The sequence below is a fragment of the Demequina litoralis genome (assembly GCF_030418455.1).
GTDB lineage: Bacteria > Actinomycetota > Actinomycetes > Actinomycetales > Demequinaceae > Demequina > Demequina litoralis.
The window spans coordinates 233,327-255,501 of the sequence record NZ_JAUHPW010000002.1 but is presented as its reverse complement, the minus strand read 5'-3'; the positions used below and the strand labels follow the sequence as shown (position 1 = coordinate 255,501).

Here is a 22,175-nt window from a genome sequence, read left to right as displayed (position 1 = left end):
CCATGGATGCCATGCCCGCCGACGCCCCCCGACCCGCGCGCCTCGACCGCCTCCGCGCGGCGCTGCCCGGCTGGGCCGGCGGCGTGCTCACGGGCGGCCAGGCGGTGCTGCTGTCCTACCTCGTGGTGCTCGCGCCCGCGCTCGCGGCCGTCGCGGGCGCGCCGAGCCTCGACGGCTCGGCCGCGGTCGACTGGCCCGGCGCCGCCACCGTCGCCACGAGCGTCTGGCTGCTCGGCCACGGCGTCCCGATCGACTTCGCGGGGGCCACCCTCAGCCTCGTCCCGCTCGGCATGCCCCTCGTGAGCGCCGTGATCCTCGCGGCCGTCGCCCGGCGCTTCGCGGTCAAGACGTGGACCAGCTGGGCGCTCGGCGTCGCATCGTTCTCCGCCGGTGCCGCGCTCGTCGGCTGGCTCGGCAGCCCCGACGGCTCGCGCGAGGCCAACGCCCTGCGCGCCGCGCTCGTGGGCGCGCTCATCGCCGCCCCGGCGGTCGCGGCCGGCATCTGGCGGGCGTACGGCGCGCGCCTGCACCTGCTCGACCGGATCCCGTCGGAGGTGCGCGCGGGACTGCGCCTCGGCCTGGGGACGCTCGCGCTGGTCGTCGCCGCGGCAGCCGCGGTCGGCGGCGCGTGGGCGGTGCTCGGCATGGACCGCATCGCGCTCATCGCGTCGGACCTGCGGATGGACCCGCTCGGCGCCGGCGCGCTCGCGATCGCGGAGACGCTCTACGTCCCGACCCTGGTGTGCTGGATGGTCGCGTGGCTGGTGGGACCCGGCTTCGTGGTCGGCACCGGCTCGCTCTACGCGCCCGACACCCTCACCGCCGACGCCCTCCCGCAGCTGCCGCTGCTCGGCGCCCTGCCGTCGGGCTCGGGCGGCTGGTGGACGTGGGCGCCGCTCGTCGTCGTCGTGCTCGCGGCGGTGGCCCGCGCGGCCCTCAGCCGCCGCATCGGCCTCGACTGGGCGTCCGCGCGCGCCGCGGGCGTCGCGATCGCCGTGGTCGCCGCAGGCCTCGCGACGCTCACCGCGGTCTCGCGCGGCGCGGCGGGTCCGGGCAGGCTCGCGCAGATGGGCGCCGAGATCGTGCCGGTCACGCTCATCGGCACCGCGCTCGTGGTCGCCGGCTACGGCGCCGTGTGGGCGCTCGCGGCGGCCTGGCGCTGGGTGCGCGGCGCCGTCCGGAGGGACGATGCGCCCGCGCCGGCAGCCGAGCCCGTCAGGGAACCAGCTGGCCGGGCACGGTGAGGCCCCAGTCCTCGAGCAGGTCGAGGTAGGACTGCTCGTACTCGTCGAGGCAGACCTGACGCGCGGTGTTGGTGATCGCGTTGTCCTGGCACTCGACGAGGGCCTGCACCTGGTCGCGCAGGATCACGAGGCCGAAGCCGTAGAGCAGCGCGACGCCGGACACGCCGATCCCGATCCCGAGCATCACCTTGAGCATCGGCAGGCGCTTCCCGCGCAGCAGCACGAGGGCCGTGATCATGGCCGCGGCACCGGCCGGGGCGAGGACGAGCGACGACAGCCCCCACGTGGGCCCGAGCATCGGCACGAGCAGCATCGCCGCGAGGAGCGCGAGGCTCCACCGCACGGCTCGGCGAGCGCCGGCACCCACCTCGGGCACGGCGTCGGGGGTGGGCGTCATGCGGCTCCCTCGGTCGGTGTGACCCCCAGCATGCCGATAGGCTCGACGCTGTGACAAACGCACCCCGTCCCCGGCGTGTCGTCGTGCTCGCCTCCGGGACAGGGTCCACGATGCGCGCCGTGCTCGAGGCCGCGCGCGACGAGTCGTACGGCGCCCGCGTCGTCGGCCTGGTCACCGACAAGGAGGGCGCCGGGGCACTCGACATCGCCCGCGAGTTCGGCATCCCGACGGCCGTGGTGCGGCTCGCGGACTTCGAGTCCCGCGCGCTGTGGGACCAGGCGATCGCGCGCACGATCGCGACCTTCGACCCCGAGCTGGTGCTGCTCGCGGGCTTCATGCGGATGCTCGGCGAGCCCTCGCTCGAGCGCTTCGGCGGCCGCATCCTCAACACGCACCCCGCCCTGCTGCCCGCCTATCCCGGCGCGCACGGGGTGAGGGACGCCCTCGCCGGGGGAGCGAAGGTGACGGGCTGCACCGTCATCGTCGTCGACCACGGCGTGGACACCGGGCCCATCGTCGCGCAGGCGGCGGTCGAGGTCCGCGACGACGACACCGAGGCCACCCTCCACGAGCGCATCAAGGGCGTCGAGCGCGGGCTCGTCGTCCGCACGCTCGGCCGCCTGGCGCGCGAGGGATGGACCGTCACCGGGCGCTCCGTCCGCATCGGAGCCGCGACCCCCACTTCCGAGGAGGAAGAATGACCGAGCGTCAGGCCGTGCGCCGCGCCCTCATCTCCGTGTACGACAAGACCGGCATCGAGGAGCTGGCGACGGCGCTCACCCACGAGGGTGTGCAGATCGTCTCCACCGGCTCCACCGCGCAGCGCATCGCCGCCGCGGGCGTGCCCGTCACCCCGGTCGAGGAGCTGACCGGCTTCCCCGAGTGCCTCGACGGCCGCGTCAAGACCCTCCACCCGCGCGTCCACGCCGGCATCCTCGCGGACCGCCGCCTCGAGGACCACGTCCGCCAGCTCGACGAGCTCGGCATCGAGCCGTTCGACCTCGTGGTGGTCAACCTCTACCCGTTCGCCGCGACCGTCGCGTCGGGCGCCTCCGACGACGAGGTGGTCGAGCAGATCGACATCGGCGGCCCGTCGATGGTCCGCGCCGCCGCGAAGAACCACGCGAGCGTCGCCGTCGTGGTCGACCCCGAGGACTACGAGGCCGCCGCGAACGCGGTGGGCCACGGAGGCTTCACGCTCGCCGACCGCACCCGCCTCGCGGCGAAGGCGTTCCGCCACACCGCCGACTACGACGTCCAGGTCGCGACCTGGATGGGCGAGACCCAGGCCCCCGACGACGACGGCACCGGCCTCGCCGGCTGGATGGGCGCATCGTTCACCCGCCAGGCCGAGCTGCGCTACGGCGAGAACCCGCACCAGGCCGCCGCGCTCTACACCGACGGCTCGGGCACCGGCATCGGCGGCGCCCGCCAGCTGCACGGCAAGGAGATGTCCTTCAACAACTACGTGGACGCCGATGCGGCGGTCCGCGCGGCGTACGACCACGCCGGCCCCGCGGTCGCCGTGATCAAGCACGCGAACCCGTGCGGCATCGCGGTCGCGGACACCATCGCCGAGGCCCACGCCAAGGCCCACGCCACGGACCCCGTCAGCGCGTTCGGCGGCGTCATCGCCGCCAACGGAGTGGTGACGGCCGAGGCGGCGCGCCAGATCGCGGAGATCTTCACCGAGGTCGTCGTGGCGCCGGGCTACGAGGACGAGGCCGTCGAGATCCTCACCGCGAAGAAGAACCTGCGGATCCTCGAGATCGACCCCGCGCCGCTGGCCACCGAGTGGCGTCGCGTCACCGGCGGCCTGCTCGTCCAGGACCTCGACGCGATCGACGCCCCGGGCGACGCCGCCGCGACGTGGCAGCACGTCGCCGGCCCGGCCGCCGACGAGGCCACCCTCGCGGATCTCGAGCTCGCGTGGCGCGCGTGCCGCGCCGTGAAGTCCAACGCGATCCTGCTGGCCAAGGACGGCGCCGCGGTCGGCATCGGCATGGGCCAGGTCAACCGCGTCGACTCGTGCCGTCTCGCGGTGAGCCGCGCGGGCGACGAGCGGGCCCAGGGCTCGGTCGCGGCGTCGGACGCGTTCTTCCCGTTCGCGGACGGCCTGCAGGTGCTGATCGACGGCGGCGTCCGCGCGGTCGTGTCGCCCGGCGGCTCGGTGCGCGACGCCGAGGTGATCGCGGCGGCGGAGGCGGCCGGCATCACCCTGTTCCACACCGGCACCCGCCACTTCTTCCACTAGGGGGCACGCATGGGCGAGAGGACGCGCACGCCGCTCGGCCTGGCCGTCGCGGTCACGGTCGGGGTGGTCGCGATCGCGCTGTCGGGGCTGATCGTGGGCGTCGACATCGCGGTGCTCGCGCTCGCGGCCTTCGCCGCGGCCGGCGCGGTCGCGCGCATCGTCACCCCGGTGGGCCGTGCCTTCGAGGTGCGCCGGCGCGCGATCGACGTGGGCGTCCTCGCGTTCCTCGCGGGGGTGCTGCTCTTCCTAGGCCTCACGACGCCGCTGGGCTGATTCCCAATGACACGCGTGACGTAGGTGACGGGTGTGACGAACCGCGGCCATCGCGGCGAGTCACACCCGTCACTCATGTCATTGGGAATCGATGGTCTCGATCACCTCGACGGTCACCAGGTCCTCCTCCGGCCCGAAGGCGCGGAACAGCAGGCCCGTGATCGCGGCGCCGATCAGCGGTGCGAGCCAGAACAGCCACAGCTGCTGGATGTGCTCGGTGCCCGAGAACAGCGCGATGCCGGTCGCGCGCGCCGGGTTGAGCGCGCCGTTGGTGAACGGGATCGCGATGAGCACGAGGAAGCCGACCGTGAGGCCGATGCCGAACGGCGCGAAGCCCGGCACCGCCCGCGCCGACGTCATCGACAGCACCACCGCGACGAGCAGCGCCGCGATGATCACCTCGACGATGCCGCCCGCGAGCCAGTCGAACTGCGTGGGGGAGTAGTCGGCGTAGCCGTTGGCGGCGGTGGCCATGAACTCGCTCGCGGTGCCGAGCTGGTCGTACAGCTCGTTCGTGGACCGCAGCAGGTAGAAGACGCCGCCGGCCGTGGTCGCGCCGACGAGCTGCGCGAGCACGTACGGGGCGACGTCGCGGCCGGGGAAGCGGCCCGCGAGCCACACGCCCACGGTGACGGCCGGGTTGAGGTGCGCGCCCGAGATCCCGCCGAAGATCAGCGCGGCGATGATCACGCCGAGCGCGAAGCCGAAGGCGACGTTGATGCCGTCCCAGCCCAGCACACCCGAGAAGAGGGCGGCGCCCACGCCCATGAAGACCAGGATGAAGGTGCCGGCGAGCTCCGCCAGCATGCGGGGCACGAGGCCCGGGCCGGACGTGTCCTCGGCCCACACCTCCTCGCTCATCTCCTCGGTGAACTCGACGACGTCGGGCTCGTCGGACTCGGACGCGGGGTCGAATGACGGCTGGCTCATCGTTCCTCCTGACAGGCACGCCGCGGCGGGCGCGCTCCGTCGCATCGTCGCACGCGCATCGTCCCCAGGCGAGGGGGCGCGCGGCGGGACGATGCGCCCTTATCCACCCGTGACGAACGGCCCGGGCGCGTGGACTAGCCTGGTGCCACCATCCCCGAAGGCGTGAGGACGAACGCATGGCGAAGATCAAGGTCGAGGGCAAGGTCGTCGAGCTCGACGGCGACGAGATGACGCGGATCATCTGGCAGTTCATCAAGGACCGCCTCATCCACCCGTATCTCGACGTGGACCTCGAGTACTACGACCTGTCGATCCAGGAGCGCGACGCGACGGACGACCAGATCACCATCGACGCGGCCAACGCGATCAAGCGTCATGGCGTGGGCGTCAAGTGCGCCACCATCACGCCGGACGAGGCGCGCGTCGAGGAGTTCGGCCTCAAGAAGATGTGGCGCTCGCCCAACGGCACCATCCGCAACATCCTCGGCGGCGTCGTGTTCCGCGAGCCGATCATCATCGACAACATCCCGCGCCTCGTGCCGGGCTGGACGCAGCCGATCGTCATCGGCCGTCACGCGCACGGCGACCAGTACCGCGCCACGGACTACAAGGTCCCCGCCGGCGGCACCGTGACCCTCACGTACACCCCCGAGGACGGCTCTGAGCCGGTCGAGATGGAGATCGTGAAGATGCCCGACGAGGGCGGCGTCGTCATGGGCATGTACAACTTCAACGAGTCCATCAAGGACTTCGCGCGCGCCTCGTTCAACTACGGCCTGCAGCGCGGCTACCCGGTGTACCTGTCGACCAAGAACACCATCCTCAAGCAGTACGACGGCGCGTTCAAGGACATCTTCGCCGACGTCTTCGAGGCGGAGTTCAAGGGCAAGTTCGACGCGGCCGGCATCACCTACGAGCACCGCCTCATCGACGACATGGTCGCCGCGGCCCTCAAGTGGGAGGGCGGCTACGTCTGGGCCTGCAAGAACTACGACGGCGACGTCCAGTCGGACACCGTCGCGCAGGGCTTCGGCTCGCTCGGCCTCATGAAGTCCGTGCTCATGACCCCGGACGGCGCGACCGTCGAGGCGGAGGCCGCGCACGGCACCGTGACGCGCCACTACCGCCAGCACCAGCAGGGCAAGCCGACCTCGACCAACCCGATCGCGTCGATCTTCGCGTGGACCGGCGGCCTCAAGCACCGCGGCAAGCTCGACTCGACGCCCGAGGTCACCGGCTTCGCCGAGACGCTCGAGGACGTCATCATCAAGACCGTCGAGTCCGGCGCGATGACCAAGGACCTCGCGCTGCTGGTCGGTCCCGACCAGGAGTGGCAGACCACCGAGGAGTTCCTCGCGACCCTCGACACGAACCTCGCCGCGCGCCTCGCGTAGCCCGGTGGACGATGCGCCGGTCACCGGCGCATCGTCCCGGCCCGGGCGGCGCGGCCGGCCCGGGTGACCCGTCCCCCATCCCCATCCCCACAGCGCAAGGAGTCACGACGACGTGAGCACCACCCCTGTCAATGTCACCGTCACGGGCGCGGCCGGCCAGATCGGCTACGCCCTCCTCTTCAGGATCGCCTCGGGCGCGATGCTCGGCGCGGACACGCCGGTGCGCCTGCGCCTGCTCGAGATCCCCCAGGCCGTCAAGGCGGCCGAGGGCACCGCGATGGAGCTCGACGACTGCGCGTTCCCGCTGCTCGACGGGATCGACATCCACGACTCCGCCGAGGCGGCCTTCGACGGCGTCAACGTGGCGCTGCTCGTGGGCGCCCGTCCCCGCGGCCCGGGCATGGAGCGCGGCGACCTGCTCGCCGCCAACGGCGGCATCTTCGGCCCGCAGGGCGCGGCGATCAACAAGGGCGCGGCCGACGACGTGCGCGTGCTCGTCGTCGGCAACCCGGCGAACACGAACGCCCTCATCGCGGCCTCGAGCGCGCCCGACGTGCCGACCGAGCGCTTCACGGCCATGATGCGCCTCGACCACAACCGCGCGCTCGCGCAGCTGGCGCAGAAGGCGGGCGTGGGCGTGGCGGACGTCGACAAGGTCACCATCTGGGGCAACCACTCCGCGAAGCAGTACCCCGACATCGCGCACGCGACCATCGGCGGCCGCCCGGCCCCGTCCGTCATCGGGGACGATGCATGGGTCGCCGACACCTTCATCCCGACCGTCGCGAAGCGCGGCGCGGCGATCATCGACGCTCGCGGGGCCTCCTCCGCGGCGTCCGCGGCGAACGCGGCGATCGACCACGTGCGCGACTGGGTGCACGGCACGCCCGAGGGCTCGTGGACCTCGGTGGGTCTCGTGTCCGACGGCTCGTACGGCGTGCCCGAGGGCGTCATCTCCGGCTTCCCGTGCGTGTCGAAGGACGGCGCGTGGGAGATCGTGCAGGGTCTCGACATGTCGGAGGCCGCGCAGGCGGGCCTCGCCGTGTCCGTGGACGAGCTCGTCGAGGAGCGCGACGCGGTCAAGGAGCTCGGGCTGATCTAGGTCCTGCTGTCCTGCTGTCCTGTAGTTCTGCTGTGCGTCGGAGGCCCCGGGGGTTGATCCCCGGGGCCTCCGCGCGTCTCCGGGAGCACGCTCGCCCCGCGCCGCAACCGCCGTTTGCGCTCGAGGGAGGCGCGCATCGTGCCTGGTGCGCGGGAGCGGGCGCGGATCCGTACGCCGGTTGCGGTGGAGGGGTGGCGCTCGCCGCCCCGTGCCCGGCCCGGCCCCGAGCCGTGTGAACGCTGACATCACGGAGCGGTAACGATCGGTGAACAGGGGGTTGCGGATTGATTGTTAGTACTCTTTACTAACAAACATGGCTTCCGAGGTCACGACTCCCGCAGCGCAGCGGGGTGCGGCGCGTCAGCAGCGCTTCGCCTCCGTGGTGCGCGCCGGCGCCCGCGTCACCCCCGAGCGGGCGCGGAGCCACAACCGCGCGCTCGTCCTGCAGGAGCTGTACCGCTCCGAGGGCCTGTCCCGCGCGGACCTCGCCCGCGCCGTCGGCCTCACCCGCGTCACCATCTCGGACCTGGTCGCCGACCTCATCGCGGACGACCTGGTGATCGAGCTCGGCCTGCGCGCCGACGTCCGCCCCGGCAAGCCCGCCACGCTGCTCGACATCAACCGTGCGGGCTTCGCGATCGTCGCGCTCGACCTCTCCTACGACAACCTGTTCCGCGGCGTGGTCACCGACCTCGACGGCACCGTCCTCCACCGCGAGCACATGGACGTCACCGGCGTCACGGGCGCGGCGGCGGTCGATGCGGTCGGCGAGCTCCTCTCCCGGCTCGTCGCCCGCGCCGACGCCCCCGTGCTCGGCATCGGCGTCGGCAGCCCCGGCATCGTGGACGATGCGGGCGTCGTCCTCTCCGCGCCGAACCTCGGCTGGTCGGACGTCCCGCTCCAGGCGGCCCTCGCGGACCGCACCGAGCTCCCGGTCCTCGTCGCGAACGATGCCAACGCGGCCGCCCTCGCCGAGCGCACCTTCGGCGGCGCGGACGACGACACGATGCTCATCCGGGTGGGCCGCGGTGTCGGCTCCGGCCTGGTCGTGGGCGGGCGGCTCGTGCGCGGCGCGCACTCGGCCTCCGGCGAGATCGGCCACGTCGTGGTCGGCACCGACGGCGGCGAGACCTGCGCGTGCGGCAAGACCGGCTGCCTCGAGACGTGGCTCGCGATCCCCCGCCTCCAGGCCCGCCTCGAGCGCGCCGCCGACCCCGCCGAGCGCCACGCGGTGCTCGCCGCGGCGGGCGAGCGCCTCGGCATCTCGATCTCGCCCGTCGTGGGCGCCCTGAACCTGGGGGAGGTCGTCCTGTCCGGCCCCCTCGATCTTCTCGACGGCACGCTGCTCGACTCCGCCGCCGAGACGATCCGTTCCCGCACGATGGCCGACTCGCACGGCGGTCCTGCGGTACGGATGACCACCCTCGGACGCGACATCGTCGTGCTCGGGGCAGCGGTCATGGTCCTCACCGGCCAGCTGGGGGTCTTCTGACCTCGTGTCCCCACCCGTGGCAGCCCGCCACGGAACCCATTGAAGAGAAGGAACTGGAATGAAGAAGACGATGATCGGCGCGACCGCCTTCGCGGCCGCCGGCGCCATCGCGCTCGCGGGCTGCTCGACGGCCTCCGACCCGGCCTCGGACTCCTCCCCGTCCGCCAGCGACACCATGGCGGCCGCCGAGGACATCACGCTCTGGCTCGCCGGCACGGACACCCCCGAGGCGCTCATCGAGTACCTCAAGACCGAGTACACCGAGGTCAACGGCGGCTCGCTGACCGTCGAGCAGATCGGCTGGGGCGACCTCATCTCGTCGCTCACCACCGCGCTGCCCGACTCGGAGAACACCCCTGACGTCGCCGAGGTCGGCAACACCCAGGCGGCCACGTTCACCACCGTCGGCGCCTTCATGGACCTCACGGACCACTACGAGGAGCTCGGCGGCGACTCGCTGCTCCCCGGCTTCGTCGAGGCGGGCTCGATCGGCGACTCGGTCTACGCCCTGCCCTACTACTTCGGCTCGCGCGCGGTGTTCTACCGCCAGGACATCTACGAGGCCGCGGGCGTCGAGGTGCCCACCACCCTCGCGGAGTACACCGAGGTCAACAAGAAGATGCTCGACGAGGGCGTCGGCGGCGCGTACCTCGCGGGCCGCGACTGGCGCTCCGCCATCTCGTGGATCTTCGCCAACGGCGGCGACATCGCGGAGTACGACGGCTCCGAGTGGCACGCCACGCTGGACACCCCCGAGGCGATCGCGGGCGTCGAGCAGTGGCAGGAGCTGTTCGAGACCGGCAACGTGGCGCAGCCCACCGACGACGACCAGACCACCTACTCGGCCATCAACGACGACTTCCTCTCGGGCACGCCCGCGTCGTCGACCCTCGCGCCGAGCTGGGCGACCTGGACCCTCGGCGACTTCGACGAGGAGACCGAGGCGTACGTGTGGAACGCCGAGACCTTCGGCGTCTACGCCCTCCCGGGCGTCGACGGCGGTGCGGCCCCGGTGTTCGCCGGCGGCTCGAACATCGGTGTCTCGGCCGCGACGCAGCACGTCGACGGCGCGCTCGACCTCATGGAGATCATCTTCTCCGACGAGTACCAGACGATGCTCGCCGAGAACGGCATGGGCCCGGCGAACCTCGACTTCGCCGACACCTACATCGAGAACTCCACCTTCGAGGGCGTCAACGAGATCGCCTTCGAGGCCGCGTCGAACGCGAAGCTGACCCCGGCCGCGGCCGGATGGGCCAGCGTCGAGGAGGCCGGCATCATGGAGGACTTCTTCCAGGCCGTCGCCGAGGGCGGTGACGTCACGCAGCTCGCCGTCGAGGCCAACGCCAAGATCGACGAGCTCATCAACGGCTAAGACCCCTTCCGGGCGGTTCGACCGCCCCCGCATGGGCCCGGGTGTACCCCGCACCCGGGCCCGTGCCATGGGCGGACGCTTCCGCCCCACCCACCTCAGCCCCACCTCAGCACCCTCGAGAGGCACACCATGACCACCACCGTGACGGCGCCGGAGGCGACGGGGACGCAGGAGCCTGCCGCGCCCCGCCACCGCAGGCGGCGCCCGAAGCTGCCGTACGCGCTGCTGATCCCCGCGGTCGCGACGCTGCTCATCGGCCTCGGCTACCCGGTCACCTGGCAGATCATCAACTCCTTCAAGGAGTACGGGCTCGCCCAGCAGTTCGGGCAGCCGGCCGAGTTCATCGGCCTGCAGAACTACCTCGACCTCTTCACCGACTCCGTCTTCTGGACGATCGCCCTCCGCTCCGTCGCGTTCATGGCGGGCACCGCGCTGCTCACCATGGGCATCGGCATCGCCCTCGCGCTCCTCATGAAGGCCATCCCCGCGTGGTCGCGCATCGTCCTCCAGGTCGCGATGCTGCTGGCCTGGGCGATGCCCATCGTCGCGCAGATGACCGTCGCGAACTGGCTCATCGACGACCGCAACGGCGTGGTCAACTACGTGCTGTCGCTCATCCCCGGCGTCGACTACATCGGCCACAACTGGCTCATCGAGCCCCTCAGCTTCTTCGGCGTCGCGATGACGATCATCACGTGGGCCTCGGTGCCGTTCGTGGCGTTCTCCGTCTACGCGGGCCTCACGCAGGTGTCCGAGGAGGTCCTCGAGGCCGCCTCGCTCGACGGTGCCAGCCGCTCGCAGACGCTGCGCATGGTGATCGTGCCGATCATCCGCCCCGTCCTCGTCATCCTGCTCCTGCTCCAGCTCATCTGGGACCTGCGCGTGTTCGCGCAGATCCAGCTGCTGCAGGACTTCGGCGCCGCCGGCGAGCGCTACGACCTGCTCGGCACCTACATCTACGGGCTCGGCATCGGCCAGAGCCAGTTCGGCATGGCGGCCGCGGCGGCCATGGTCGTGATGGCGCTCACCCTCGCGATCAGCTGGGGATACGTGCGCAACATGATCAAGGAGGACCAGGAGTCATGAACCGCACCATCCTTCGCGCCGGCGGCGCGACCCTCGCCGTCGTCCTCGCCGCGATCTGGGCCTTCCCGGTCTACTGGATGATCAACACGTCGTTCCAGACGCCGGGGACCATCAACAAGCTCACCCCGACCTTCCTGCCGCTCGGCGGCACGCTGAAGAACTACCGCGAGGTGCTCGCCGACAACAGCTTCACCGCCGCGCTCGGCATGTCGCTCACCGTCACCGCGATCGCGCTCGTGCTGTGCGTCCTCTACGCGGTGCTCGCGGCCCTCGCGATCGCGCGCTTCCGCTTCCGCGGCCGCAAGTCGTTCGTGCTCGCGATCATCGTGGTGCAGATGCTCCCCGCCGAGGCGATGTTCATCGCGCAGTACAAGATGCTCGCCTCCGCGAACCTCCTCAACTCGGTCATCGGCGTCACCGTCATCTACCTCGCGATGGTCGTGCCCTTCACGACGTGGATGCTGCGCGGCTTCGTCGCGGGCGTCCCCGTCGACCTCGAGGAGGCGGCCATGATCGACGGCTGCACCCGCATGGGGGCCTTCCGCCGCGTCACGTTCCCGCTGCTCGCGCCGGGCCTGGTCGCCTCGGGCGTGTTCGCCTTCGTCCAGGTGTGGAACGAGTTCGCGCTCGCGTCGATCATCCTCACCGAGAACCAGAAGGCCACGCTGCCGCTGTGGCTGCGCGACTTCGCGCAGACCTCCAACCTGGGCGTCACCGAGTGGGGTCAGGTCATGGCCGGGTCCGTGCTCGTCGCGATCCCGGTGATCGTGTTCTTCATGATCGTCCAGGGCCGCATGGCGCAGGGCCTCGTGGGCGGCGCGGTCAAGGGATGAGCCCCGTCATGAACCCCCTCGCGCCCCTCATGCCCGGCTTCGTCGGGCACACCCTCCCGGGCTGGCTCGAGCAGCGCCTGCGCGACGGGCTCGGCGGCGTGTGCCTCTTCGCCGCGAACGTCGAGTCACCCGCGCAGCTGCGCGCCCTCACCGATGCGATCCACGCGGCCAACCCCCACGCGGTGGTGTCGATCGACGAGGAGGGCGGCGACGTCTCGCGCCTGTACCAGGCCGTCGGCTCGCCGTTCCCCGGCAACGCGGTGCTCGGACGGATGGACGATGCGGCGGCCACCGAGGCCGTCGCGGCCCGGGTGGGCGCGGAGCTCGCCGCCGCTGGCGTGGACCTCACCCTCGCGCCGGACGTCGACGTCAACGCGGACCCCCGCAACCCCGTCATCGGCGTGCGCAGCTTCGGCACGGACCCCGCGCTCGTCGCCCGCCACTCGGCGGCGTGGGTCGCCGGCGTCCAGGCGCAGGGCGTGTCCGCGTGCGCCAAGCACTTCCCCGGGCACGGCGACACGGCCAAGGACTCGCACCTCGACCTGCCGACCGTCGACGCGGACGCCGAGACCCTCCATGCGCGCGACCTGCCGCCGTTCGTGGCCTCGCTCGACGCGGGCGTCGCGACCGTCATGACGTCGCACATCATGGTCCCGGCGCTCGACCCCGAGCTGCCCGCGACCTTCTCGCGGCCCATCCTCCAGGGGCTGCTGCGGGCGGGGCTCGGCTTCGACGGCGTGATCGTCACCGACGCGCTCGACATGAAGGGCGCGTGCGAGGGCCGGGGCATCCCCGCCGCCGCGGTGCTCGCCCTCGCGGCGGGTGCGGACCTGCTGTGCCTGGGCTCGGTCAACCCGGACGAGGAGATCGGCGAGATCGCCGCCGCGATCGAGGCCGCAGTCGCGGACGGGTCGCTCGACGAGGCGCGCGTGATCGAGGCCTCGGAGCGGTGCGCCGCGCTGGGGCGCGCCCACGCCGCGCGTAGGGCCGCCGCATCGTCCCCCGCGCATGCGACCCCCGTGCCCGCGATCCCCGGCGCCGCCGCCGTGCGCGCCACCTTCGAGGTCTCCGACGCGGCCGCCGCCGCGCTGACCGTGGACCGGCCGCGCGCGTGGCTGCGCCTCGAGCCCGCCGCGAACGTGGCCGTCGGCAACGCGCCGTGGGGCCCCTTCGCGTGCGGTGTCGAGGCGGCGGCGACCTTCGGCCCCGACGGCGACCCCGCATCGTTCGCCGCCGCGGTGCCTGCGGGGGCGCTCGCGGTCGTCGTGGGCAAGGACAACCACCGTCACCCGTGGGCGCTGGCCGCGATCGACGCGGTGCGCGGGCGCGGGGACGCCGTGGTGGTAGACATGGGCTGGCCCGGTGACGAGGCCGCCGACGTCGCCACCTTTGGAGCGTCGCGCCTGGTAGGCGGCGCGCTCCTCGAGCTGATCGGACACTGACATGCATCTGGGAATCGACATCGGGGGCACCAAGACCGATGCCGTGATCGTCGACGCCGCGGGCGCCGTGCGCGCGCGCCATCGGCTCCCGTCGGGCCACGGCGGCGACGCGGTCGTGGCCGCGGCGCTCGAGGCCTCGCGGATCGTGTGCGCGGAGGCGGGCGTGCGTCCGGAGGACGTCACGGTCGGCATCGGCACGCCCGGCACCGTCGTCGACGGCGTGGTCTCGCACGCCCTCAACCTGGGCGTCGACCGGGTGGACCTCGCGGCGGAGTTCTCCGCCGGCTGGGGCGCGCGCCCCGAGGTCGACAACGACGTCAACGTGGCCGCGCTCGGAGCGTGGGTGCTCGCCGGCGACGGCGCGCACCGATCGATGGCCTACCTCAACCTCGGCACCGGCCTGGCGGCGGGGCTCGTGCTCGGCGGCAAGGTGTGGCGCGGCGCGCGCGGCGCTGCCGGCGAGATCGGGCACATCTCGGTGGACCCCGCCGGGCCGATCGGCTCGGACGGGCTGCCCGGCGGGCTCGAGACGTACGCCTCCGGCTCGGGGCTCATGCTCCAGTGGGGCGCCGAGGGCGCGACGGGCCGCGACGTGGTCGCGGCCGCCGAGGCGGGCGACGCGCGGGCGCGGGAGATCTGCGACCGCGCGTACTACGGGCTCGCCTCGAGCGTGCGCGTCCTGGTCCTCACGCTCGACGTCGACGAGGTCGTGGTCGGCGGCGGCATGACGGCGTGGGGCGAGGACCTCATGGCGGGCGCGACCCGCATCCTCGACGCGTGGGCGGCCACGAGCCCGTTCCTCGCGTCGCTGCACCTGTCGCAGCGCATGCGACGGCTCGAGATGGACGTACCGGTGGCCGCGATCGGCGCCGCGATGCTGGGAGGTGGACGTGGCTGAGGTCATCGTGCTGGAGACGCCCGCGGAGGCGGGCGCGTTCGTCGCGGCGCACATCGCGGCGCAGGTGCGGCGGGAGCCCACGTTCACGCTGGGCGTGGCGACCGGCTCGACCCCGCTGCCGGTCTACGAGGGGCTGCGTGCCGAGCGCGACACCGGCACCGACTTCACGCGCATGTCCGCGTTCGCGCTCGACGAGTACGTGGGCCTGCCCGCGGGCCACCCCGAGAGCTACCGTGCGGTGGTCGACCGCGAGGTCACCGGGCCGCTGGGCCTCGACCCCGCGCGGGTGCGCGTGCCCGACGGCTCGGCCGAGGGCATCGAGACCGCCGGCGAGCGCTACGAGGCCGCGATCGAGGCCCACGGCGGCGTCGACCTCCAGCTCCTCGGCATCGGACGGACCGGCCACCTCGGCTTCAACGAGCCCGGCTCGTCCTTCGGCTCGCTCACCCGCGTCAAGACGCTGACGGAGCGCACCCGCCTCGACAACGCGCGCTTCTTCGACTCGCTCGACGAGGTGCCCATCCACTGCGTCACCCAGGGCCTCGGCACCATCCTGCGGGCCCGCCACCTCGTGCTGCTCGCGTTCGGCGAGGGCAAGGCGGAGGCGCTCGCGGCGGCCGTCGAGGGCCCCGTGTCCGCGTCGATGCCGGGCTCCGCGATCCAGCTCCACCAGCGGGTCACCGTGGTGGTCGACGAGGCGGCCGCCTCGCAGCTGCGCTTCGCCGGCTACTACCTTTGGGCGCAGGACCACAAGCCGGAGTGGCAGGGGATCTGACCGTGGCGGGCTTCACCGACATCCACTCCCATGGCGGCGGCGGGCACGACTACGGCGGCACGGTCGAGGGCACCCGGGCCGCGCTGGCGGCGCATCGCGCGCACGGCACGGGGCGCGTCGTCGCCTCGCTCGTGTCCGCGCCGGTGGCCGAGGTGGCGCGGGCCGTCGGCGTGATCCGCGAGGTCATGGCCGAGGACGCCGGGCTGCTCGGCGTGCACCTCGAGGGCCCGTTCCTCGCGCCCGCCCGCAAGGGCGCGCACGACCCGCACGCGCTCGCGCTGCCCACGCCCGCGAACGTCGCGGCGCTGCTCGAGGCGTGCGACGGGACGATGCGTCAGATCACCATGGCGCCCGAGCTCCCCGGCGCGCTCGACGCCATCGAGACCCTGGTCGCGCATGGCGTCGTGGTCGCGGTGGGGCACACCGAGTGCACCGCGGACGAGGCGCGGGCCGCCTTCGACGGCGGCGCGACCCTCATCACGCACGGCTTCAACGCGATGCGGCCGATCACGGGGCGCGAGCCCGGGCCGCTCGGCGCCGCGCTCGATGACCCGCGCGTCTTCATCGAGGTGATCGCCGACGGCATCCACGTGCATCCGTCCAACCTCGCCACGCTGTTCCGCGCCGCTCCGGGCCGGGTGGTGCTGGTGACCGACGCGATGAGCGCGGCCGCGGCGGCCCCGGGTGCCTACGTGCTGGGCGGGCTCGCCGTCGACGTCACGGCCGACGGCCGCGCGGTGCTCGCCGGCACCGACACCCTGGCCGGCTCCACGCTCACGATGGACCGCGCCGTCGAGGTCTGCGTCGCCGCGGGCGTGCCGCGCGACGATGCGGTGGCCGCCGCATCGTCCACCCCCGAGCGGGTGCTGGGCCTCGCCTGACCGGGGATCTCTCCACGCAGGCCCCTCCGCACGCCGCCCGAACCGGCGCTGAAACCGCGACACGCCGCCGACACACCGACGCGGAGGTGGGGGAGCGCCTCACCCGCGTGGAGGGGGAACCGGGGGGCTACTTGAAGACGATCGTCCGGTGGCCGTCCAGCAGCACCCGGTGCTCGGCGTGCCAGCGGACCGCGCGGGCCAGGGCACGGCGCTCGACGTCCGCGCCGATCGCGGTCAGCGACTCCGGCGTGTACGTGTGGTCCACGCGCTCGACGTCCTGCTCGATGATCGGGCCCTCGTCGAGGTCGCTGGTGACGTAGTGGGCGGTGGCGCCGATGAGCTTGACGCCGCGGTCGTGCGCCTGGAAGTAGGGGCGCGCGCCCTTGAAGCTCGGCAGGAACGAGTGGTGGATGTTGATGATCCGCCCGCGCAGCGCGTCCGACAGCTCGGGGGAGAGGATCTGCATGTAGCGCGCGAGCACCACCAGCTCCGCATCCAGCTCGGACACCAGCGCGAGCAGCGCGGCCTCCGCCTCGGCCTTGGTGTCCGCCGTGACGGGGATGTGGTGGAACGGCTTGCCGTAGAACTCGGCCAGGTCCTTCAGCGTGGTGTGGTTGCCCACGACGCCCACGATGTCGACCGGCAGGGTCTTGGCGCGCTCGCGGAAGAGCAGGTCGTTCACGCAGTGCGCGGTCTTCGACACCATGACGATCGTGCGCATCCGGCGTCCCGCGACGTCGAGGTTCCACGTCATCTCGAAGCGCTCGGCGATGCCCCCCACGGCGGCCTCGAGCTCCGCCAGCGGCGCGGCGGAGGAGAACTCCACCCGCATGAAGAACAGGCCGGTGTCGGGGTCCCCGAACTGCTGCGACTCGTTGATGTTGCCGTCGTGGTCGGCGAGCACGCCGGACACCGCGTGGACGATGCCGGGGCGGTCGGGGCAGGACAGGCTGAGGACCCAGGAGGACGCGTCGGTCATGACGCCCAAGATTACCGGGAACGACGCGTGCGTCCCACGGGGCGTCCGCGCACTCGGCCGAGCCCCGGACGTGCCAGGATGGAGCCATGAGCGAGGGCGACGAGATCCGGATCGACGTGGTGGGCACCGCCGACGCGGGCGAGCTCCTGACGGTACGCCGCGCGGCGTTCGTCTCCGAGGCGCAGATCTTCAACGATCCGAACATCCCCGCGCTTACGCAGACCCTCGAGGAGCTCGTCGTCGACCTGCTGGACGACTCCGTCATCACGCTCGGCGCATGGATGGGCCACCGCCTCATCGGGTCGATCCGCGTGGGCCTCGAGAACGGCAAGGCCACCATCGGCCGCCTCGCCGTCGCGCCCGACCAGCAGGGTCAGGGCATCGGCACGCAGCTGCTGTTCGCGGTCCTGGGCCACCTGCCGGAGGACACCAAGGAGGTCTGGGTCTTCACCGGCCAGAACTCCAAGCACAACATCGCGATGTACAACAAGGCGGGCTACGAGCACCAGTTCGACCAGGTCGCCGGCGACCTCACCTACGCGTACCTGCGCAAGGTGCTCGAGGCCGGCGCGATCATCGACGACGAGGACGACGCGGAGGACGCCGCGACCGCCTCGGAGGGCTGACCCGACGCACGGCTGAGGAGGGGCGATGGGCTGGTACGACAGCGTCATCGTCGAGCCCGGGCGGGCGCCCACGCTGTGGCTGCTCATCGGCTTCGTGCTGACCTTCGCGATCACGCGCGGGGTGACGCGACGGATCCGGGCGCGCGAGCACGCCGTCGCGAGCGGCGAGGCGGAGCCGTCCGAGGGCGGGATGATCTCCAACATCCACCTCGGCGGCGTCCACGTCCACCACCAGGTGTGGGGCATCCTCCTCGTGCTCGTCACCGGCGTGCTCCAGTTCCGCTACGCGCCGTCCTCGCCCTGGGTCGAGGTGCTCGCGGCGCTGTTCGGCGCGGGCGCGGCCCTCGCGCTCGACGAGTTCGCGCTGTGGCTGCACCTCGAGGACGTCTACTGGTCCGCCGAGGGGCGCAAGTCGATCGACGCGATCCTCATCGCATCGGTCCTGGCGTTGGCCCTCCTGCTCGGCACGTCCCCCGTCGGGGTCGACCCCGAGGACGCCGGGTCGTGGTGGGCCTTCGCGATCACGCTCGCGCTGCACTTCGCCTTCGTGATCCTCAGCGCTCTCAAGGGCAAGCGGATCACCGCCCTCATCGGCGTCGTGGTGCCGGCGGTCGCGTCCATCGCCGCGATCCGCCTCGCGAAGCCCACCTCCTTCTGGGCGCGCCGGCGCTACGGGGAGGCCAAGATGGCGCGGGCGCGCCGCCGCTACTCCGAGCAGTACCAGGCGCGGTGGGACCGTGTGCGCGACCGCATCGGCGGCCGCCACGGCACCCGGCTGGGAGCCGCCGTCGACCGCCGGGTCCACGACGGCATCGTCCACGCGACGCGGGACGATGCGCCGGTCACCCCCGCCGACCGGGGCCCCGGTACCGCGGGACCGGGCGCGTCCGGCTGAGGCCGCGCGGGCCGCTCGGCCGTTGCTAGACTGACCGCGCCGCAACTGGCGCAGTGGGTCACCCACAGGGAGCGGCAAGGAGCAAAGACGACTGCTGGTCGCACGCCTGGGCCACTGGTCACCGGAATCACGCATGCCGGCGACCCTGCCGGCGGACAGACAAGGACAGTCATGACGACCGACTCCAGCGCCACCGCAGCGGTGATGAACGCCACGCTGCAGGACTTCGACCCCGAGATCGCCCAGGTCCTCGACCGCGAGCTCGACCGCCAGCGCACGTACCTCGAGATGATCGCGTCGGAGAACTTCGTGCCGCGCTCCGTGCTGCAGGCCCAGGGCTCCGTGCTCACCAACAAGTACGCCGAGGGCTACCCCGGCCGCCGCTACTACGGCGGCTGCGAGGAGGTCGACGTCGCGGAGAGCATCGCGATCGAGCGCGCCAAGGCGCTCTTCGGTGCCGAGTACGCGAACGTCCAGCCGCACTCGGGCGCCACCGCCAACGCCGCGGTGCTGCACGCCCTCATCAACGCAGGCGACAAGATCATGGGCCTGTCGCTCGCGCACGGTGGCCACCTCACGCACGGCATGAAGCTGAACTTCTCGGGCAAGCTCTACGACGTCGCCGCGTACGGCCTCGACGAGCAGACGCACCGCATCGAGATGGAGCAGGTGCGCGAGCAGGCCCTCGCCGAGCGTCCCGACGTCATCATCGCGGGCTGGTCGGCGTACCCCCGCCACCTCGACTTCGCGGCGTTCCGCTCGATCGCGGACGAGGTGGGCGCCAAGCTGTGGACCGACATGGCGCACTTCGCGGGCCTCGTCGCCGCGGGTCTCCACCCCAGCCCCGTGCCGCACTCGGACGTGGTGTCGACCACCATCCACAAGACCATCGGCGGCCCGCGCTCGGGCATGATCGTGTCGCGCGACACCGTGCTCGCGAAGAAGCTCAACTCGGCCGTCTTCCCGGGCCAGCAGGGCGGCCCGCTCATGCACGTCATCGCCGCGAAGGCGGTCGCGCTCAAGGCTGCGGCCGGCGCCGAGTTCAAGGAGCGCCAGGAGCGCGTCCTCGAGGGCGCCCGCATCATCGCCGAGCGCCTCACGTCGCCCGACGCGATCGAGGCCGGCGTCAACGTCGTCACCGGCGGCACCGACGTCCACCTGGTCCTCGCGGACCTGCGTCACTCGCCGCTCGACGGCCAGCAGGCCGAGGACCTCCTCCACGAGGTCGGCATCACCGTCAACCGCAACGCCGTCCCGTTCGACCCGCGCCCGCCGATGGTCACCTCCGGCGTGCGCATCGGGACCGCGGCGCTCGCCTCGCGCGGCTTCGGTGCCGACGAGTTCACCGAAGTCGCCGACGTCATCGCGACCGCGCTCAAGGGCGGCGCCGACGTGCAGGCGCTGCGCGCCCGCGTCGCGAAGCTCGCGGACGACTTCCCGCTGTACGAGGGCCTCGCGCAGTAATGGCGCAGATCCTCGACGGCAAGGCCACCGCGGCCGCTATCAAGGCCGAGCTCGCCGAGCGGGTGACGGCGCTGCGCGAGCGCGGCGTCGTCCCCGGCCTCGGGACGCTGCTCGTCGGCGACGACCCGGGCTCGACCTGGTACGTCAACGGCAAGCACGCCGACTGCGCCGAGGTGGGCATCGCCTCCATCCGTGAGGACCTGCCCGCCACCGCGACGCAGGACGAGATCGAGGCGGCGGTCGCGCGGCTCAACGCCAACCCCGACTGCACCGGCTTCATCGTGCAGCTGCCGCTGCCGAAGGGCATCGACACCAACCGCGTGCTCGAGCTCGTCGACCCGGACAAGGACGCCGACGGGCTCCACCCGACGAACCTGGGCCGCCTCGTGCTGCGGATCTCCGAGGACATCGAGTCGAGCCTGCCGTGCACGCCCAAGGGCACCATCGAGCTGATGACGCGCCACGGCATCGACCTGCGCGGCAAGGAGGTCGTGGTCGTCGGCCGCGGCACCACCGTGGGCCGCTCGATCGGGCTGCTGCTCACCCGCAGGGCCGTCAACGCGACCGTGACCCTGTGCCACACCGGCACGCAGGACCTCGCGGCCCACACCCGCGCGGCCGACGTGGTCATCGCCGCGGCCGGCGTGCCCGGCATCGTCTCCGCCGACATGGTCAAGGACGGGGCGGTGCTGATCGACGTGGGCGTCTCGCGGGTAACCGACCCGGAGACCGGCAAGTCGCGCGTGGCCGGGGACATCGCCCTCGAGGCGCGCGAGAAGGCGTCCTGGTACTCGCCGAACCCCGGCGGCGTGGGCCCGATGACCCGCGCGATGCTGCTGAGCAACGTGGTCGAGAGCGCCGAGCGCTCCTGAACGATTCCCAATGACACGCGTGACTGGTGTGACACGTGTGGGCCGGCGCGGCGGCGCGCCTTCCGCGCCCGTCCCACGCGTCACTTCCTTCACGTGTGTCATTGGCAGTCGGGTACCGTCGTCCGCATGAGAATCGCTTCCGTCAACGTCAACGGCGTGCGCGCCGCCGCCAAGAAGGGCATGCACGACTGGATCGCCGCCTCCGCGTGCGATGTCATCTGCCTCCAGGAGGTCCGCGCCCCGCTCGAGATCACCGCGGGGCTCATCGGCGAGGACTGGCACGTGGTCGAGCAGGCGTGCGAGATCAAGGGCCGCGCCGGCGTCGCGATCGCCTCCCGTACCCCGCTCACGGACGTGCTCGCGGGCGTCGACGCGCTCGGCGGCACCATGGACGAGCCCGTCCACACGGGCCGCTGGATCGAGGCGACGGTGGACTCGCCGTCCGGCCCCGTGCGCATCGTCTCCGTCTACATGCACTCCGGCACCGCCGGCACCCCCAAGATGGACGACAAGTACGCGATGCTCGACGCGATGACCGCCCGCCTCGCGGTGCTGCGCGAGGACTTCGACCGCGTCGTGGTGATGGGCGACATCAACATCGCCCACACCGAGAACGACATCAAGAACTGGAAGGGCAACCTCAAGTCCGCCGGCTTCCTGCCCGAGGAGCGCGCCTACCAGGACCGCTGGGTCGACGCCGGCTGGGTCGACGTCCACCGCTCCCTCGAGGGTGCCCGGCCCGGCCCCTACACGTGGTGGTCGATGCGCGGGCAGGCCTTCGACAACGACGCCGGCTGGCGCATCGACTACCAGTACGCGAGCCCGCAGCTCGCGGCCAAGGCGACCGCGGTGCGCGTCGACCGTCAGGCGTCGTGGGACGCCCGCTGGACGGACCACGCCCCGCTGGTCGTCGACTACGCGCTGTAGCCGCCCCGCGCATCGTCCCGTGACCAGGGACGATGC

At 72.5% G+C, this 22,175-nt stretch carries 22 protein-coding genes and 1 riboswitch; of the genes, 19 read left to right on the top strand and 3 right to left on the bottom strand.

Annotated features, from left to right (window positions below):
• The first annotated feature begins 11 nt into the window (after positions 1-11).
• On the top strand, positions 12-1,244 hold the full coding sequence (locus QQX09_RS03815) for a cell division protein PerM (RefSeq protein WP_301131423.1): 1,233 nt from the start codon (positions 12-14) through the stop codon (positions 1,242-1,244).
• On the opposite strand, the gene QQX09_RS03810 is transcribed toward QQX09_RS03815, so the two are convergent.
• The gene (locus tag QQX09_RS03810; protein WP_301131421.1) at positions 1,216-1,641 is read right to left on the bottom strand and encodes a hypothetical protein; all 426 of its coding nucleotides are present in this window, start codon (positions 1,639-1,641) and stop codon (positions 1,216-1,218) included. The genes QQX09_RS03815 and QQX09_RS03810 overlap by 29 nt on opposite strands.
• 50 nt (positions 1,642-1,691) lie before the next feature.
• Here QQX09_RS03810 and purN point away from each other — a divergent pair, with 50 nt between their 5' ends.
• The 3 genes from purN to QQX09_RS03795 are packed head-to-tail and all read left to right on the top strand — an operon-like array spanning position 1,692 to position 4,168.
• Positions 1,692-2,342, top strand: a complete 651-nt coding sequence (purN, locus tag QQX09_RS03805) for a phosphoribosylglycinamide formyltransferase (RefSeq protein ID WP_301131420.1) — start codon at positions 1,692-1,694, stop codon at positions 2,340-2,342.
• Positions 2,339-3,895: a bifunctional phosphoribosylaminoimidazolecarboxamide formyltransferase/IMP cyclohydrolase gene (gene purH / locus QQX09_RS03800; protein WP_301131419.1), complete on the top strand. Its 1,557-nt coding sequence runs from the start codon at positions 2,339-2,341 to the stop codon at positions 3,893-3,895. Before purN ends, purH begins: the two co-directional genes overlap by 4 nt.
• A gap of 9 nt (positions 3,896-3,904) precedes the next feature.
• A complete protein-coding gene (locus QQX09_RS03795; protein WP_301131418.1) occupies positions 3,905-4,168 on the top strand; it encodes a hypothetical protein in 264 nt (87 codons plus the stop codon).
• 78 nt (positions 4,169-4,246) lie between these two features.
• On the opposite strand, the gene QQX09_RS03790 is transcribed toward QQX09_RS03795, so the two are convergent.
• Entirely contained in the window at positions 4,247-5,098 is an 852-nt protein-coding gene (locus QQX09_RS03790) for an aquaporin (RefSeq protein ID WP_301131417.1), read from the bottom strand.
• Between the two features lie 176 nt (positions 5,099-5,274).
• Between QQX09_RS03790 and QQX09_RS03785 the strand changes: the two genes are divergently transcribed.
• From QQX09_RS03785 to QQX09_RS03740, 10 genes are all read left to right on the top strand, one after another.
• Positions 5,275-6,492, top strand: a complete 1,218-nt coding sequence (locus tag QQX09_RS03785; RefSeq protein ID WP_301131416.1) for an NADP-dependent isocitrate dehydrogenase — start codon at positions 5,275-5,277, stop codon at positions 6,490-6,492.
• 112 nt (positions 6,493-6,604) lie between these two features.
• Positions 6,605-7,594 (top strand): malate dehydrogenase, encoded by a 990-nt coding sequence (locus tag QQX09_RS03780; protein ID WP_301131415.1) that lies wholly within the window; start codon positions 6,605-6,607, stop codon positions 7,592-7,594.
• A 313-nt stretch (positions 7,595-7,907) separates the two neighbouring features.
• Positions 7,908-9,086 carry an ROK family transcriptional regulator gene (locus QQX09_RS03775; protein WP_301131414.1) on the top strand — a complete coding sequence of 393 codons (1,179 nt, stop codon included), beginning with the start codon at positions 7,908-7,910 and terminating at the stop codon, positions 9,084-9,086.
• A 58-nt stretch (positions 9,087-9,144) separates the two neighbouring features.
• Positions 9,145-10,461 carry an extracellular solute-binding protein gene (locus QQX09_RS03770; protein ID WP_301131413.1) on the top strand — a complete coding sequence of 439 codons (1,317 nt, stop codon included), beginning with the start codon at positions 9,145-9,147 and terminating at the stop codon, positions 10,459-10,461.
• A gap of 129 nt (positions 10,462-10,590) precedes the next feature.
• Complete coding sequence (locus QQX09_RS03765) at positions 10,591-11,547, top strand: carbohydrate ABC transporter permease (protein WP_301131412.1); 957 nt, start codon at positions 10,591-10,593, stop codon at positions 11,545-11,547.
• Positions 11,544-12,380: a carbohydrate ABC transporter permease gene (locus QQX09_RS03760; RefSeq protein ID WP_301131411.1), complete on the top strand. Its 837-nt coding sequence runs from the start codon at positions 11,544-11,546 to the stop codon at positions 12,378-12,380. Before QQX09_RS03765 ends, QQX09_RS03760 begins: the two co-directional genes overlap by 4 nt.
• Before the next feature lie 8 nt (positions 12,381-12,388).
• Complete coding sequence (locus tag QQX09_RS03755) at positions 12,389-13,822, top strand: glycoside hydrolase family 3 N-terminal domain-containing protein (protein ID WP_301131410.1); 1,434 nt, start codon at positions 12,389-12,391, stop codon at positions 13,820-13,822.
• Between the two features lies 1 nt (position 13,823).
• Positions 13,824-14,720: an ROK family protein gene (locus QQX09_RS03750; protein ID WP_301131409.1), complete on the top strand. Its 897-nt coding sequence runs from the start codon at positions 13,824-13,826 to the stop codon at positions 14,718-14,720.
• Positions 14,713-15,495 carry a glucosamine-6-phosphate deaminase gene (locus QQX09_RS03745; RefSeq protein ID WP_301131408.1) on the top strand — a complete coding sequence of 261 codons (783 nt, stop codon included), beginning with the start codon at positions 14,713-14,715 and terminating at the stop codon, positions 15,493-15,495. The genes QQX09_RS03750 and QQX09_RS03745 overlap by 8 nt, the downstream gene beginning before the upstream one ends.
• A 2-nt stretch (positions 15,496-15,497) precedes the next feature.
• Complete coding sequence (locus QQX09_RS03740; RefSeq protein ID WP_301131407.1) at positions 15,498-16,376, top strand: N-acetylglucosamine-6-phosphate deacetylase; 879 nt, start codon at positions 15,498-15,500, stop codon at positions 16,374-16,376.
• 127 nt (positions 16,377-16,503) lie between these two features.
• On the opposite strand, the gene purU is transcribed toward QQX09_RS03740, so the two are convergent.
• The gene (gene purU, locus QQX09_RS03735; RefSeq protein WP_301131406.1) at positions 16,504-17,355 is read right to left on the bottom strand and encodes a formyltetrahydrofolate deformylase; all 852 of its coding nucleotides are present in this window, start codon (positions 17,353-17,355) and stop codon (positions 16,504-16,506) included.
• 86 nt (positions 17,356-17,441) lie between these two features.
• Between purU and QQX09_RS03730 the strand changes: the two genes are divergently transcribed.
• From QQX09_RS03730 to QQX09_RS03710, 5 genes are all read left to right on the top strand, one after another.
• The gene (locus tag QQX09_RS03730; RefSeq protein ID WP_301131405.1) at positions 17,442-17,981 is read left to right on the top strand and encodes a GNAT family N-acetyltransferase; all 540 of its coding nucleotides are present in this window, start codon (positions 17,442-17,444) and stop codon (positions 17,979-17,981) included.
• Between the two features lie 25 nt (positions 17,982-18,006).
• Positions 18,007-18,876 (top strand): hypothetical protein, encoded by an 870-nt coding sequence (locus tag QQX09_RS03725; protein WP_301131404.1) that lies wholly within the window; start codon positions 18,007-18,009, stop codon positions 18,874-18,876.
• Between the two features lie 31 nt (positions 18,877-18,907).
• A riboswitch (ZMP/ZTP riboswitch) is annotated at positions 18,908-18,995 on the top strand.
• Positions 18,996-19,047: 52 nt separating this feature from the next.
• Positions 19,048-20,340 carry a serine hydroxymethyltransferase gene (gene glyA, locus QQX09_RS03720; protein ID WP_301131402.1) on the top strand — a complete coding sequence of 431 codons (1,293 nt, stop codon included), beginning with the start codon at positions 19,048-19,050 and terminating at the stop codon, positions 20,338-20,340.
• Complete coding sequence (locus QQX09_RS03715) at positions 20,340-21,212, top strand: bifunctional methylenetetrahydrofolate dehydrogenase/methenyltetrahydrofolate cyclohydrolase (protein ID WP_301131401.1); 873 nt, start codon at positions 20,340-20,342, stop codon at positions 21,210-21,212. Before glyA ends, QQX09_RS03715 begins: the two co-directional genes overlap by 1 nt.
• 126 nt (positions 21,213-21,338) lie before the next feature.
• Positions 21,339-22,139, top strand: a complete 801-nt coding sequence (locus QQX09_RS03710; protein WP_301131399.1) for an exodeoxyribonuclease III — start codon at positions 21,339-21,341, stop codon at positions 22,137-22,139.
• The last annotated feature ends 36 nt before the right edge of the window (positions 22,140-22,175 follow it).

What these genes read in the sequence shown, in the direction of transcription:
- QQX09_RS03815 (WP_301131423.1), top strand. Translation starts at nt 12, where the DNA reads ATGCCCGCCGACGCCCCCCGACCCGCGCGCCTCGACCGCCTCCGCGCG.
- QQX09_RS03810 (WP_301131421.1), bottom strand. Translation starts at nt 1,641, where the DNA reads ATGACGCCCACCCCCGACGCCGTGCCCGAGGTGGGTGCCGGCGCTCGC.
- purH (WP_301131419.1), top strand. Translation starts at nt 2,339, where the DNA reads ATGACCGAGCGTCAGGCCGTGCGCCGCGCCCTCATCTCCGTGTACGAC.
- QQX09_RS03795 (WP_301131418.1), top strand. Translation starts at nt 3,905, where the DNA reads ATGGGCGAGAGGACGCGCACGCCGCTCGGCCTGGCCGTCGCGGTCACG.
- QQX09_RS03790 (WP_301131417.1), bottom strand. Translation starts at nt 5,098, where the DNA reads ATGAGCCAGCCGTCATTCGACCCCGCGTCCGAGTCCGACGAGCCCGAC.
- QQX09_RS03785 (WP_301131416.1), top strand. Translation starts at nt 5,275, where the DNA reads ATGGCGAAGATCAAGGTCGAGGGCAAGGTCGTCGAGCTCGACGGCGAC.
- QQX09_RS03775 (WP_301131414.1), top strand. Translation starts at nt 7,908, where the DNA reads ATGGCTTCCGAGGTCACGACTCCCGCAGCGCAGCGGGGTGCGGCGCGT.
- QQX09_RS03770 (WP_301131413.1), top strand. Translation starts at nt 9,145, where the DNA reads ATGAAGAAGACGATGATCGGCGCGACCGCCTTCGCGGCCGCCGGCGCC.
- QQX09_RS03765 (WP_301131412.1), top strand. Translation starts at nt 10,591, where the DNA reads ATGACCACCACCGTGACGGCGCCGGAGGCGACGGGGACGCAGGAGCCT.
- QQX09_RS03760 (WP_301131411.1), top strand. Translation starts at nt 11,544, where the DNA reads ATGAACCGCACCATCCTTCGCGCCGGCGGCGCGACCCTCGCCGTCGTC.
- QQX09_RS03755 (WP_301131410.1), top strand. Translation starts at nt 12,389, where the DNA reads ATGAACCCCCTCGCGCCCCTCATGCCCGGCTTCGTCGGGCACACCCTC.
- QQX09_RS03750 (WP_301131409.1), top strand. Translation starts at nt 13,824, where the DNA reads ATGCATCTGGGAATCGACATCGGGGGCACCAAGACCGATGCCGTGATC.
- purU (WP_301131406.1), bottom strand. Translation starts at nt 17,355, where the DNA reads ATGACCGACGCGTCCTCCTGGGTCCTCAGCCTGTCCTGCCCCGACCGC.
- QQX09_RS03730 (WP_301131405.1), top strand. Translation starts at nt 17,442, where the DNA reads ATGAGCGAGGGCGACGAGATCCGGATCGACGTGGTGGGCACCGCCGAC.
- QQX09_RS03725 (WP_301131404.1), top strand. Translation starts at nt 18,007, where the DNA reads ATGGGCTGGTACGACAGCGTCATCGTCGAGCCCGGGCGGGCGCCCACG.
- glyA (WP_301131402.1), top strand. Translation starts at nt 19,048, where the DNA reads ATGACGACCGACTCCAGCGCCACCGCAGCGGTGATGAACGCCACGCTG.
- QQX09_RS03715 (WP_301131401.1), top strand. Translation starts at nt 20,340, where the DNA reads ATGGCGCAGATCCTCGACGGCAAGGCCACCGCGGCCGCTATCAAGGCC.
- QQX09_RS03710 (WP_301131399.1), top strand. Translation starts at nt 21,339, where the DNA reads ATGAGAATCGCTTCCGTCAACGTCAACGGCGTGCGCGCCGCCGCCAAG.